At 73.5% G+C, this 12,426-nt stretch carries 11 protein-coding genes; 4 read left to right on the top strand and 7 right to left on the bottom strand.

What is annotated here, in order from left to right:
* Nucleotides 1–62: 62 nt before the first annotated feature.
* A complete protein-coding gene (locus OG406_RS16550) occupies nt 63–731 on the bottom strand; it encodes a response regulator (protein ID WP_266615940.1) in 669 nt (222 codons plus the stop codon).
* Nucleotides 728–1,900 carry a sensor histidine kinase gene (locus OG406_RS16555; protein WP_164370415.1) on the bottom strand — a complete coding sequence of 391 codons (1,173 nt, stop codon included), beginning with the start codon at nt 1,898–1,900 and terminating at the stop codon, nt 728–730. The genes OG406_RS16550 and OG406_RS16555 overlap by 4 nt, the downstream gene beginning before the upstream one ends.
* Nucleotides 1,901–2,138: 238 nt before the next feature.
* On the opposite strand from OG406_RS16555, the gene OG406_RS16560 reads away from it, so the two are divergent.
* On the top strand, nt 2,139–2,552 hold the full coding sequence (locus OG406_RS16560) for a hypothetical protein (RefSeq protein WP_267048342.1): 414 nt from the start codon (nt 2,139–2,141) through the stop codon (nt 2,550–2,552).
* Nucleotides 2,553–2,664: 112 nt separating this feature from the next.
* Here OG406_RS16560 and OG406_RS16565 read toward each other — a convergent pair whose 3' ends face one another.
* Both OG406_RS16565 and OG406_RS16570 read right to left on the bottom strand, forming a co-directional pair.
* Nucleotides 2,665–3,189: a DUF3017 domain-containing protein gene (locus OG406_RS16565; protein WP_329190838.1), complete on the bottom strand. Its 525-nt coding sequence runs from the start codon at nt 3,187–3,189 to the stop codon at nt 2,665–2,667.
* A gap of 229 nt (nt 3,190–3,418) precedes the next feature.
* Nucleotides 3,419–4,273 (bottom strand): bifunctional methylenetetrahydrofolate dehydrogenase/methenyltetrahydrofolate cyclohydrolase, encoded by an 855-nt coding sequence (locus OG406_RS16570; RefSeq protein ID WP_081218974.1) that lies wholly within the window; start codon nt 4,271–4,273, stop codon nt 3,419–3,421.
* Between the two features lie 264 nt (nt 4,274–4,537).
* Between OG406_RS16570 and OG406_RS16575 the strand changes: the two genes are divergently transcribed.
* Nucleotides 4,538–5,281 carry an RDD family protein gene (locus tag OG406_RS16575; protein WP_326842510.1) on the top strand — a complete coding sequence of 248 codons (744 nt, stop codon included), beginning with the start codon at nt 4,538–4,540 and terminating at the stop codon, nt 5,279–5,281.
* A 96-nt stretch (nt 5,282–5,377) separates the two neighbouring features.
* Here OG406_RS16575 and purH read toward each other — a convergent pair whose 3' ends face one another.
* Both purH and purN read right to left on the bottom strand, forming a co-directional pair.
* Nucleotides 5,378–6,967 carry a bifunctional phosphoribosylaminoimidazolecarboxamide formyltransferase/IMP cyclohydrolase gene (gene purH, locus OG406_RS16580; protein ID WP_081218972.1) on the bottom strand — a complete coding sequence of 530 codons (1,590 nt, stop codon included), beginning with the start codon at nt 6,965–6,967 and terminating at the stop codon, nt 5,378–5,380.
* Nucleotides 6,964–7,584: a phosphoribosylglycinamide formyltransferase gene (purN, locus tag OG406_RS16585; protein WP_081218971.1), complete on the bottom strand. Its 621-nt coding sequence runs from the start codon at nt 7,582–7,584 to the stop codon at nt 6,964–6,966. The genes purH and purN overlap by 4 nt, the downstream gene beginning before the upstream one ends.
* A 374-nt stretch (nt 7,585–7,958) precedes the next feature.
* Here purN and OG406_RS16590 point away from each other — a divergent pair, with 374 nt between their 5' ends.
* Nucleotides 7,959–8,885: a hypothetical protein gene (locus OG406_RS16590; RefSeq protein ID WP_329186408.1), complete on the top strand. Its 927-nt coding sequence runs from the start codon at nt 7,959–7,961 to the stop codon at nt 8,883–8,885.
* Between the two features lie 149 nt (nt 8,886–9,034).
* On the opposite strand, the gene OG406_RS16595 is transcribed toward OG406_RS16590, so the two are convergent.
* Nucleotides 9,035–10,978 (bottom strand): cell division protein PerM, encoded by a 1,944-nt coding sequence (locus tag OG406_RS16595; protein WP_329186410.1) that lies wholly within the window; start codon nt 10,976–10,978, stop codon nt 9,035–9,037.
* 108 nt (nt 10,979–11,086) lie between these two features.
* Here OG406_RS16595 and OG406_RS16600 point away from each other — a divergent pair, with 108 nt between their 5' ends.
* Nucleotides 11,087–12,337 (top strand): helix-turn-helix domain-containing protein, encoded by a 1,251-nt coding sequence (locus OG406_RS16600; protein ID WP_329186412.1) that lies wholly within the window; start codon nt 11,087–11,089, stop codon nt 12,335–12,337.
* Nucleotides 12,338–12,426 lie beyond the last annotated feature (89 nt).

Below are 12,426 nucleotides of genomic sequence, written 5' to 3' on the forward strand. Positions count from 1 at the left end.
CGTGACCCATGACCCACGGCCCATGACCGGTGACCCGTGCCCCGGACCGGCCGCGCCCGCGCTCACCGGCCCGGCGTGACGAGTCCCGTCTCGTAGGCGACGACGACCGCCTGGGCCCGGCTGTCCAGCGCGAGTTTGGTCATCGTCCGGTTGAGGTGGGTCTTGACCGTCGCCTCGCTGATGTACAGGCGGTCGGCGATCTCCAGGTTGGACAGGCCGCCGGCGATGAGCTTGAGGACCTCGACCTCGCGGGAGGTCAGCGCGGCGAGGTCGGGCGGCGCCTCCGCGTCCGGGACGGGACCGGCCTGGCGGGCGAAGGCCTCCACGAGGCGGCGGGTGACGCTGGGCGCGAAGAGCGCGTCGCCGCCGCCGACCGCGGCCACCGCGGCGAGCAGCCGCTCGGGCCCCGAGTCCTTCAGCAGGAACCCGGACGCGCCGGCCCGCAGCGCCCCGTACACGTACTCGTCGAGGTCGAAGGTGGTCAGGACGAGGATGCGGGGAGCGGGGTCGGCGGCCTCGGCGAGGATGCGTTCGGTGGCCAGGATGCCGTTCGTCCCGGGCATCCGGATGTCCATGAGGATCACGTCGGGCCGGGTCGCGGCGGCGAGGCGTACCGCTTCGTCGCCGTCCTCCGCCTCACCGACGACCTCCACACCGGGCGCGGCGTTCAGGAGCCCGACGAGACCGGCCCGGATCAGGTACTGGTCGTCGACGACGAGCACTGTCGTCATGCCGTGGTCTCGTCCCCCCGCCGTGCGGCCCGCGCGGTGGTGGGCAGGGTCAGCCGCACGGCGAATCCCCCCTCGCTCCGCGGGCCGATACTGATCGTCCCGCCGTAGAGCTTGGCCCGCTCGCGCATACCAATCAAGCCGTGTCCGCCGCCGAGCGGCAGTCTGTCCGGAATCACCCCCTCTCCGTCATCCGTGATCACGACGGTCATCTCGTGCTCCCCGTAACGGAGTTCCACCACCGCCGCCGCCCGGTGGGCGTGCTTGAGGATGTTGGTGAGGGACTCCTGCACGACGCGGTACGCGCAGAGTTCGACGCCCGGGGCGAGCGGACGCGGGGTGCCCTCGACGCGCAGTTCGACGGGGACTCCCCCGGCGCGCACCCGCTCGACGAGGTCGCCGAGGCGCGCGAGTCCCGGCATGGGTGCCTCGGGCCCGCGGTCCGGATCGCGCAGGTCCTCCTCGCGCAACACCTGGAGCATGCGCCGCAGTTCCTCCAGGGCGTCACCGCTGGCGTCGCCGATGGTGCCGAGGGCCGCGCGGGCGGTGGCCGGATCGGAGTCGAAGACGAAGCGGGCGAGTCCCGCCTGTACGGAGACCACGGACATGTGGTGGGCGACGACGTCGTGCAGTTCCCGTGCCATGCGCCCGCGTTCCTCGGCGACCTCGCGGCGGGACCGCTCGGCCTGTTCGGCGCGGAGTTCCCGGGCGAGTTCGGCGGCGCGCCGGGCCAGGTAGCCGAAGCGCCACAGGACGGCCGAGAAGACCAGCGCCTGGGCCACCACGGAGGCCATGGCGTCGCTGTCGCTCACGATCCCGGCGTAGACCCACACGGCCACGAACACGCCCGCGCACACGGCCGTGGTGCGGGCCTGGCGCACCGAGGCCACCGTGTAGAGGGCGAGCATCGGGCCGAACGTGCTCACCACCGGCCAGTAGCCGGCGGAGATGTACACGACGCTCGCGGTCTCCACGGCCGCGAGCACCACGAGCGGCGCCCTGCCGCGCAGGGCCACCGGGAGATGCGCGAGGACCACCAGGACGTAGGCGGTGCGGTCGAGTCCGGGCCAGCCCTGGGCCGCCGACTCCTGGCCGAGGAGTACGGCCACGCACACCATGGCGAGAGCTGTCAGCGTGTCGACGGCGAGCGGGCGGGGCGGCCGGAAGCGCATCGGCGCAGCGTAGCGCCGCGGCACGGCGCGGGCGTCAACCCAGCGCGGTACCACGGTGGTTGCAGAGCCGTCATCCGCTACTTCCGCTGGTGGGGACGGAGTTGCAACCGGCGCGGGATGCGTCCCGGTGGCGCCGGACCGTACGTTCTGGAACACGACGGACCGGCCGACCACCGGCCGTCTTGGAACAACGGGCCGGCGGACCGCCGGACCGCATCCGAAGAGGGGAATCGGATCCATGACCACGAGGACGACAACCAGGACGACCGGCACCACGAACACGGGCCTCCGGGGCCGCGTCGCGGGTGCCCTGGCCGCCGTCGCGCTGCTCGGCGGCGGGCTCGCCATGGCCCCCGCGGCGAGCGCCGCGGTACAGGCGCCGGCGGCCGACTCCTGCACCCAGAGCTGGTCCATCTCCAGCGGCCAGGGCTACGCCAACGGCTGGTGGTGCAACTACGACACGAAGGTCACGGGGACGGTCCACGACACCAAGTCCGACGGCCGCTGCCCGTTCGTCCGCGGAAAGCTCACCAACGGCGGCCACGTCGACAGCAACTGGGCGGGCCCGAAGGGCGACTCCTCGCCCGTCACGCTGAAGGCGCCCAGCGGCACGTCGTTCTCGTCGCTGTCGATGTCGTACATCGTCTGCTGACGGACCGGACCACGCCGCACCGCGCACCACCGACCACCTGAAAAGACCGGTGGCCCGTCCTCCCCGGGGAGAGGACGGGCCACCGTCACGTGCGCCCGCGTGAGGCCGCGGTTCAGCGGACCGTGAAGTGCAGGGTGTCGTCGAGGAACGGGATCACGAGCACGGGGTTCGGCTGGGCCATGAGCGCCAGCAGCACGATGACGACGCCGAGGACGCCGTACGTGACCATGTCCGTGAACCGGGACCGGACCGCGAGCATGCCCACGCTCGGCAGGATCCAGCGCATCACGGCACCCGCGATGAGCGCGGCGCCGATCAGGATCGTGCCGGCCCGGAACACGTCGAGCGCGGTGAGCAGCAGGCCGAGGCCGACCGCCGCCAGAACGGTGAGGATCGGCCACTGGCGCGCGGGGGCCGGGGCGTCACCGGGCGCGGCCCGGCCACCGCCCTCGGGTCGCGCGGTGTCCCGGGTGAACAGCGGGAAGCGCCGCGTGGTGCGGCGCGGCCTGCCGTCGGCGTCAGGAGCACTGACGGCGTCCCGCACCGTCATATCGGCGTCGGCGTCGGCGTCGGCATCGACATCGACATCAGGCTCGGCGGCGGCGTCGGGCTCGGCGGCGGACTCGTCGACCGTCACGCCCTTCGTCCCGACCGGGTCGCTCACCTCGGTCTCCGCCGGGACCGGAGCCCCGGCGTGCGCCTCCGCGTCGGCCGCCCGCTCGGCGCGGGTCCCGTTCTCCGCCGCCGGAGCGGCCTCGGCCCGCGCGCCGGCACGCACCGCGGACCGTTCCTCGATACGGGCCTCGGCGTCGTCGGCCGTGCGCGCGCCGTTGGCCGCGCCCTCGCCGGACCGCTGGGTGCCGCCGTCAGCCGACACTGCGCTCCGCCGCTTCCACCACGTTGACGAGCAGCTGGGCGCGGGTCATCGGGCCGACGCCGCCCGGGTTCGGGGAGATCCACGCGGCGACCTCGGCGACGTCCGGGTGGACGTCCCCGACGATCTTGCCCTCGGCGCTGCGCGAGACACCGACGTCGAGGACGGCGGCGCCCGGCTTCACGTCCTCGGCCCGGATGAGATGCGCGGACCCGGCGGCGGCGACGATGATGTCGGCGCGCTTGAGGTGGGCGGAGAGGTCACGGGTGCCGGTGTGGCACTGGGTGACCGTGGCGTTCTCGCTGCGCCGCGTCAGCAGCAGCGGCATCGGACGCCCGATGGTCACGCCGCGGCCGACGACCACCACCTCGGCGCCCTTGATCTCCACGCCGTAGCGGCGCAGGAGCGTGAGGACGCCGTTCGGGGTGCAGGGCAGCGGGGCCGGCTCGTTGAGGACGAGGCGCCCGAGGTTCATCGGGTGGAGGCCGTCCGCGTCCTTGTCGGGGTCCATCAGTTCCAGAATGCGGTTCTCGTCGATGCCCTTGGGGAGCGGCAGCTGGACGATGTAGCCGGTGCAGGCGGGGTCCTCGTTCAGCTCGCGGACCACCGCCTCGATCTCCTCCTGGGTGGCGGTCGCGGGCAGTTCGCGCTGGATGGAGGCGATACCGACCTGGGCGCAGTCGCGGTGCTTGCCCGCGACGTACTTCTGGCTGCCGGGGTCGTCGCCGACCAGGACCGTCCCGAGGCCGGGCGTGACGCCCTTCTCCTTCAGGGCCGCCACGCGGACGGTCAGGTCGGACTTGATCGCGGCTGCGGTGGCCTTGCCATCGAGAATCTGGGCGGTCATGACCCCATCCTCCCGGATGACGGGGTCATGGTTCCAATCCGGGGCACCTCTGGACGCGGCGCGGGGCCACAGGCGCCCGAAGAGCGTGATCAAGCAGATTGCGACTGCACAACAGCTCATCTCACGAGCTGGACAAAATGCGCCCTTCCGATCACGATGAACGACGCACTATCGCGGTCAGTGCTGGGGGGCAAACCGCTCGTATCGCCACGTTCCTCCACGCAATCCGCTTCGTCCCCGCCTTTGCAACGGAGGAAATTCGCCATGTCTTTCGGCGCGCCGGACAACCCGTACGGACAGCCGCAGAACCCACCGCCGGGCTACGGCCATCCGCAGCAGGGACAGCCGCCCTACCCGCAGCAGGGTCAGCCCCCCTACCCGCAGGCACCGGGCGGCGTTCCGCAGCAGGGTTACGGCTACCCGCAGCAGGGCCAGCCCGGATACGGCTACCCCGACCCGAACCAGGCCGGTTACGGCTACCCGCAGGGCCAGCCCGGCTACGGCTATCCGGCAGGACCCGGCCCGCGGGTCGCGTCGATGGGACGCCGGTTCGGCGCCCGCGCGATCGACGGCGCCGCCTTCTTCGTCATCTACGTGGTCCTCGGCTTCGCCGGCGTGGCCGGATCCGTCGGTGCCGCGAAGGACTGCGACCCGAACGCCGTGGACTACCAGACCTGCATGGACAACGCGGGTTCCGACATCGCCGCCAAGTTCGGTGCCGTGATCGGCATCCTCGCCGTCGTGGGCCTGCTCTACGAGTGGCTGATGACCGGTCTGGTCGGCGGCACCCTCGGCAAACTCGCCGTCGGCATACGCGTGGTGAAGGCCGACACCGGCCAGAAGCCCGGCCTGGGCGCCTCGTTCATCCGCTGGATCATCCCGCTCGTCGGCGGCATCGTCTGCGGCATCGGCCAGCTCGTGGTCTACCTGTCGCCGTTCTGGGACAAGTCGGGCCGCCAGCAGGGCTGGCACGACAAGGCCGCGAGCACGATGGTCATCCAGCACTGACGCTCACGACGGCCGTCGAGAACGGTCCGTCGCGGTACGACCGAGGCCCCCGGCCCTCCCTGAGGAGGGCCGGGGGCCTCGGTCGTCGGCACACGCTCAGTGGAAGAAGTGGCGCGTCCCGGTGAAGTACATCGTCACGCCGGCCTTCTTCGCGGCCTCCACGACCAGCTCGTCACGGACCGAACCGCCGGGCTGGACCACGGCCTTGACGCCCGCCTCGGCGAGGATCTCGAAGCCGTCGGGGAACGGGAAGAACGCGTCCGAGGCGGCGTAGGCACCGCGGGCGCGCTCGGCGCCGGCCCGCTCGACCGCGAGCTTCGCGGAGTCGACGCGGTTGACCTGGCCCATGCCGACGCCGACCGAGGCACCGTCCTTGGCGAGCAGGATCGCGTTGGACTTCACGGCGCGGCAGGCGCGCCAGGCGAAGGCCAGCTCGTCCAGCTCGCCCTGGCTCAGCGCGTCACCGGTCGCGAGGGTCCAGCTCGCCGGGTTGTCGCCGTCGGCCTGGAGCCGGTCGGTGACCTGGAGCAGCGCGCCGCCGTCGACGGGCTTGATCTCGACCGGGGCGGACGGGGCGCTGTGGGCGCGCAGCACGCGGATGTTCTTCTTCTTGGTGAGGGCTTCGAGGGCGCCGTCCTCGTACTCGGGCGCGACGATGACCTCGGTGAAGATCTCCGCGACCTGCTCGGCCATCTCCTTGGTGACCGGCCGGTTGACCGCGATCACACCGCCGAACGCGGACAGCGGGTCGCAGGCGTGCGCCTTGCGGTGCGCCTCGGCGACGTTCGACGCGACCGCGATGCCGCACGGGTTGGCGTGCTTGATGATCGCGACGCAGGGCTCGTCGTGGTCGTACGCGGCACGGCGGGCGGCATCCGTGTCCGTGTAGTTGTTGTACGACATCTCCTTGCCGTGCAGCTGCTCCGCCTCGGCGAGGCCGCCGGTGCCGGAGGTGTACAGCGCGGCGGGCTGGTGCGGGTTCTCGCCGTAGCGCAGGGTGTGCGCGCGCTCCCAGGTCGCACCGAGGAAGTCGGGGAACCGAGACTCGTCGACCGGCGCGTAGTCGGAGGCGAACCAGGAGGCGACGGCGACGTCGTACGCGGCCGTGTGCTGGAAGGCCTCGGCGGCGAGCCGCTTGCGGGTGCGCAGGTCGAAGCCGCCGTGCTGCGCCGCGGCGAGGACGTCGCCGTAGCGGTCGGGGCTGGTGACGACGGCGACCGAGGGGTGGTTCTTGGCGGCGGCGCGGACCATCGAGGGGCCGCCGATGTCGATCTGCTCGACGCACTCGTCGGGGGTCGCGCCGGACGCGACCGTCTCCCGGAACGGGTAGAGGTTGACGACGACCAGGTCGAACGGCTCGACGCCCAGCTCGGCGAGCTGCTGCCGGTGGCTGTCGAGGCGCAGGTCGGCGAGGATCCCGGCGTGCACCTTCGGGTGCAGCGTCTTGACGCGGCCGTCGAGGCACTCGGGGAAGCCGGTCAGCTCCTCCACCTTGGTGACGGGCACACCGGCCGCGGCGATCTTCGCGGCGGTGGAACCGGTGGAGACGAGCTCGACGCCGGCGGCGTGCAGCCCGCGGGCCAGCTCCTCGAGCCCCGTCTTGTCGTACACGCTGACGAGCGCGCGCCGGACGACCCGCTTGGTGCCCTCGGTGCTCTCGGCCGTGACTGTGCTGTCGGCGGTCACTGGATAACTACCTTTCGTCCCTCAATGCGATAGCCGTTGCGGGCGAGCCGCCCCACGACATCGACGAGCAGCCTTCGCTCGACTTCCTTGATGCGCTCGTGCAGAGCGCTCTCGTCGTCCTCGTTGCGGATCTCGACCACGCCCTGGGCGATGATCGGTCCGGTGTCGACGCCGTCGTCGACGAAGTGGACGGTGCAGCCGGTGACCCGGGCTCCGTACGCGAGCGCGTCGCGGACGCCGTGGGCGCCGGGAAAACTGGGGAGCAGCGCCGGGTGGGTGTTGACGAAGCGTCCACCGAAACGGGCGAGGAACTCCTTCCCCACGATCTTCATGAACCCGGCGGAGACGACGAGGTCGGGCTCGTACGCGGCGGTCGCCTCGGCGAGCGCGCGGTCCCAGTCGTCCCGACTGCCGTGGTCCTTGACCTTGCGGACGAAGGTCGGGAGTCCGGCGCGCTCGGCGCGGGCGAGCCCCTCGATGCCGTCCCGGTCGGCGCCGACGGCCACGATCTCGGCACCGTAGGCCGCGGGGCCCGCCTCCGCGACGGCGTCGAGCAGTGCCTGCAGATTGGTGCCTGATCCGGAGACCAGCACGACGAGGCGCTTGGCCTTGGCCACGACGGGGCCCTTTCTCGGGGGAGCGTTTGTACGGTCGTACGAATGCTTCGCGCCCCGGGATACGGGGAAGTCTACGAAGCGGCCGACCGTCAGCAACGATACCGGCACACCGGGCGGCCCCCACGGGACGGGGGCGGGGCCGGAAGGTAGCGTCTGGGGAGGATCCACCCGGGAAGACCGTCCGGCGCGGGGAACGCCCTGCGCACACGGGACGTTGACCTGGGACGAGCACCACCACGCACGGGGCAGCCGGCCCCGGTACCACCAGTTGCACCCGCACCGGAAACGCCCGGGGCGCGCGCCCGGGGGCCCGGAGCCCGCTGCCGTGCGCACACGCCGCCCGCCAGAACCACCAAGGGGAAGACGCTCACCTGATGCCGGACCGCAGTCTCCGACTCCCTCCGCTCCTGCTGCGCGAGCGGCGCCCTTCGTCCACCCCGCCCAGGTCGGGAGGGGACGGCTCCACAGGCGGCGGCCCCGGCTCCGCGGGCGGGAGCGGCAGCGGCTCGGCAGGGGGAAGCGACGGCGGCACCCCGGGCGAGCAGGGCCCCGACACCCCGGACACTCCCCCGTCGGGCCCGGCCGATCTCTCCAAGCCGGCGAAGCCGTCGAGTTCCCCGGACGCGGACGACAACCCGTTCGCGCCGCCGCCCGAGGGCACGCCCGACCGTCCCTGGCAGCCGCGCCGGCACGGCCAGGGCTCCGGGCAGAACGGCGAGGGCGGGGACCAGGACGGGTCCGAGCACTCCCCGTGGAGTCACTGGAGCGACCGGCAGCCCGGCCCCTCCAGCGGCGGCGGCTTCGGTGACCGGCCGGGGGCGCCGCAGGGCCAGAACACCCCGGAGGGCCAGAGCGGCCCCGGCTCGAACATGCGCTGGGACCCGACGGACCCCTCCCAGCGCCGTGCCCGCTATGCGCTGCTCTCCGGCATGTGGGCGTTCTTCTTCGCCCTCTTCAGCTGGCCGTACGTGGCGCTGCTGCTCGGCGCGCTCGCCCTGTACTGGGGCGTCAGCGCCCTTCGCGGCAAGGCGCGCGTCCCGGCCCCGGACGCTCCGGCAGCCGATCAGAACGCCCGCCCCCAGCAGCCCACTTCGAACGCCCGTCCGCAGACGACCGCGGCGGTGAGCGGTCTGGTCACCGCCTCGCTGGCCATCCTGATGGTCGGCGCGACGTTCACGGCCCAGCTCGTCTACAGCGACTACTACTCCTGCACGAACGACGCCCTGACGAGCGCGGCGAAGAAGTCCTGCAACGACCTGCTCCCGAAGGAACTGCGCGGCGTGCTCGGCACCAGCGACTAGCACCGCGCACCGGGTTGTCCCGGAGCGCTGGAGCGTCGGAGCACCAGGGACAAAGGGCCGGCTCCCCCTCGTGAAGAGGGGGAGCCGGCCCTTTCGTTCGCCCGCCGGATCTCCTGACCGGTCCCCGGCCGGCCGGGCTCGGAGGCGTCTCAGCCGGAGCGGTCCGCGCCGCCGGTGTTCTCGCTCCCGGTGCGGCTGAGGCCGTCCGGGTCGGAGCGGTCCGGGTCGTCCCCGCCGGACGGCCGCGGGTCGTCCCCGTCGGACAGGCGCGGTCCGTCCTCGGCGGGCCGGCCCGGATCGTCCGGCGCGGACCGGGGCGCGCCGGACGCGTCGCCCCGGGCGTCTCGGATCTCCCGGCCGCCGTCGGCATCGACCTCGGCATCGGAGTCGGCATCGGTCTCCGGGGCGTCGGCCCCGGCCGCCTTGCGCAGCGCCGCCCAGCGCTCCTCCCGTGAGGCGTCCTCGTGCCAGGCCGCCGGAGCCGCCTCGCCGGGCAGGACGTCGTACGGCTCCAGGTCCTCGAGGACGGACTCCAGCACCGCCGGTTCGACCCGCTGCGCCGACTCGGCCCGGGCGGGCGGGGACGGTGAGGGGACGGGCGTCGGCACGGCCGCCGGTGACGGAGCGGACGCGTCCTTCGCGCGCCACGGCGTCCACGCGGGCATCCGCACCCGGGGTACCCAGCCGAAGCGGGGTCCGGCGGGGCGGGACACCGTGCTGCGGGGAGCGGTCGCGCGCACGGGCGCCGGGGCGCCCCGGCGCTTCCACGCGTGGACGCCCACCGCGACGGGAATCCCGACGGTCGCCGTCCAGACCGCGGCCGCCGGTCCCACCTGCCACCACACCGGTCCGAAGTGCGCCAGGGCGGCCACGCCGAGCGGTCCTCCGGCGAGCCCGGCGAGCAGGCCGAGCACGACACCGCACAAGCAGGCCGCGAGGGCCACGACCGACACCGTCCGGCCGCGCGACCAGGTCTCGGCCCGACCGCCGGTCACCGGCGGCGCGGTTCCCGCCTTCACCACGAACCACGCCAGCGTCACCCCGGCGGCCACCGGCACCACACCGCTCAGCCAGTTCAGCGGCTCTCCCGAACCCGTCCCCGGCACCGCCGCGAGCAGCGGGAACGCGGGGAGCAGATCGGTCGGGCCGCGCGTCCCGGAGGCCGCAGCCGTGAGGGGACCGGCCACATGCCCCGCGGTCAGGACGACGCCGGGACCGAGCCCGTACGACGCGCCCCACACGGCCGCGTTCGGGACGAGCGCCAGGCAGAGCAGCAGGACGGCGAACCGTCCGGACCACACGCCGGTGAGCTGGAGGAACGAGCCGCGGGCCGCTCCCCCGTGCCACACCAGGGACACCGCGACCAGCAGCGCGCCGCCCCCGACGAGGACGGTTGCCGCGGCCGCGGCGGCCCGTGCCGCTCCGCCGAGCAGCCGGTCGTCGTCCCGGGCGACGAGACGCCGTACACCGGAGAGGGGACCCGCCCGGGTGAAGGGCGTGGCCTCCACCGCGCGCTTCAGCCACAGCGGCAGCGGTCCCCACGGGCGGCCGTACGCGGTCCAGATGCCCGCTCCCGCGGCGCTCGCGGCGAGAAGCGGCAGGCAGACCACGGCCCACAGCCAGGAGGGACGCAACGCGCCGCCCGAGGCATAGAGCGCGGCGGCCCAGCCGACGGCCAGATAGCCGGCCACCACGCCGGCCCAGGCCGTGCGCGGCGACGCCTCCGACGTCACGTCGGCCGCCTCGCGCGCGGCCCGGTGCAGCAGCCACGCCGGGAGAGCGAGCAGCAGGAGCGGTGTCACCCCCACCGGCATCGCGACGCCGGACAGGGTGTCGGTGCGGATCAGTTCGACGCCGTGCGCGAGGAGCCAGAGCGCGGCGGCGACATGGAGCGCTCCGTCCGGCCCGCTGTCGGGGTAGGGCGAGCTGATCCACAGCACCATGACGAGGACGGCGAACGAGCCGAGTCCGAGCCCCGCGGCGAGGGCGCCACCCAGGAGGCTGGCGGCCAGTCCGGGTGATCTGTCGCGCATCCGGGTGAGCAGGGGCGACAACGAGAGCCTGCGGTCGGTGATTTGGGTCACACACGTCATGCTCCCAACGACACGCGCTTTCTCGTCGCAACAGGCGAACCCCCGATGTGTCGCTCAATATGCAGTTATGTACTTTTTCGCACGAAAGGGCGCCCGGTGGGATCCGACATGACACAGGGCTCCGCCACTCCGCTGCCCGCGCCGAAGGAGCGCCGCCGTCTGCGGGAGGCCCGGGCGCTGACGCAGGCGGAACTGGCGTCCCGGCTCGGAGTCAGCCGGTCGACGGTGCGCTCGTGGGAGACCGGCCGCACGACACCGCGCGGCCGCAAGCTGGAGGCGTACGTGAGGCTGCTGGGCGTAGGGACGACCCTTTCGGACGACGCGGTGAGTGGCCGTCAGGAAGGCTCCGTACCCGCCCTGGTGGGAGCGGGAGCACCACCGCCCTCCCGGGAGAACCGCGCCTCCGAGAACCGCCGCGCCTCCGAGGACCGGACGGCCGACGGCGCGGAGCCCGCCGAGCACGCGGACCGCGGCGCCGTGGACAGGGACAGGGACAGGGACCGGCCCGGCGGGGAGGGTGAGTGGGGTGACGCGGACCAGGACTCCGCCGTACGCGAACCGTCACTGACACCCGCTCAGGCCTTCGACGCCCTCTACGCGTTCGCCGCCCCCGCCCTCGTACGGCAGACCTATCTGCTGACCGGGCGGCGCGAGCTGGCCCGCGAGTCCGTGGAGCGGGCCTTCCAACTCGCCTGGTACCGCTGGCCCGAGGTGGCCGTGGACCGGGACCCGGCCGGCTGGGTGCGGGCGACGGCGTACGAGTACGCGCTCTCCCCCTGGCACCGGCTGCGCCCCCGCTACCGGCACCCGGAGGCACCACCCGCCGGCGGCTCCGAACGGGCCCTCCTCGACGTCCTGCTCACCCTGCCGCCGGTCTACCGGCGCACGCTGCTCCTGTACGACGGGGTCGGGCTCGGGCTTCCGGAGACCGCGGCCGAGACGGAGGCGAGCACGCCCGCGGCCGCCAACCGGGTGCTCCACGCGCGCGAGGCCGTCGCGGCCCGGCTGCCCGAGCTGACGCTCCCCGAGGACCTGCACCGGCGGCTCACCGAACTCGGGAGCGCGGAGCGGCTGCGCGCGGCGAAGCCCCGTACCGTCCGCCATCACGGCGAGCACCGCGCCCGGCAGTGGACGCGCGCGGCCATCGCCTTCACGGTCCTGCTCATCGGCGTGACGGCGCTGACGCTGCGCACCGCGCCGGACCACTACGAGGCGCCGCTGTCCCCGCCGGAGACCATCCACGGTCTGCCGCCCCGCTCCGCGCCCGGCCCCCTGTCCGCCGAGGAACTGGTCCTGCGCGCCAAGCTGAGGTCCCAGACGTCGAGCGGTCCCGAGCGCATGGTCCCCGACATCCGCTGATGTCCCGGACCGGTTGCTCCTGTGCACGGAAACGCCGGTGGGCCCGCACCCAAGAGGTGCGGGCCCACCGGCGTGTGTGCCGTGCGGCA

This window comes from Streptomyces sp. NBC_01428 (assembly GCF_036231965.1).
Taxonomy (GTDB): domain Bacteria; phylum Actinomycetota; class Actinomycetes; order Streptomycetales; family Streptomycetaceae; genus Streptomyces.

Excerpts from the sequence above, each read along its gene's own strand:
- OG406_RS16550 (WP_266615940.1), bottom strand. The coding sequence starts at position 731 with ATGACGACAGTGCTCGTCGTCGACGACCAGTACCTGATCCGGGCCGGT.
- OG406_RS16555 (WP_164370415.1), bottom strand. The coding sequence starts at position 1,900 with ATGCGCTTCCGGCCGCCCCGCCCGCTCGCCGTCGACACGCTGACAGCT.
- OG406_RS16560 (WP_267048342.1), top strand. The coding sequence starts at position 2,139 with ATGACCACGAGGACGACAACCAGGACGACCGGCACCACGAACACGGGC.
- OG406_RS16570 (WP_081218974.1), bottom strand. The coding sequence starts at position 4,273 with ATGACCGCCCAGATTCTCGATGGCAAGGCCACCGCAGCCGCGATCAAG.
- OG406_RS16575 (WP_326842510.1), top strand. The coding sequence starts at position 4,538 with ATGTCTTTCGGCGCGCCGGACAACCCGTACGGACAGCCGCAGAACCCA.
- OG406_RS16590 (WP_329186408.1), top strand. The coding sequence starts at position 7,959 with ATGCCGGACCGCAGTCTCCGACTCCCTCCGCTCCTGCTGCGCGAGCGG.
- OG406_RS16595 (WP_329186410.1), bottom strand. The coding sequence starts at position 10,978 with ATGACGTGTGTGACCCAAATCACCGACCGCAGGCTCTCGTTGTCGCCC.
- OG406_RS16600 (WP_329186412.1), top strand. The coding sequence starts at position 11,087 with ATGACACAGGGCTCCGCCACTCCGCTGCCCGCGCCGAAGGAGCGCCGC.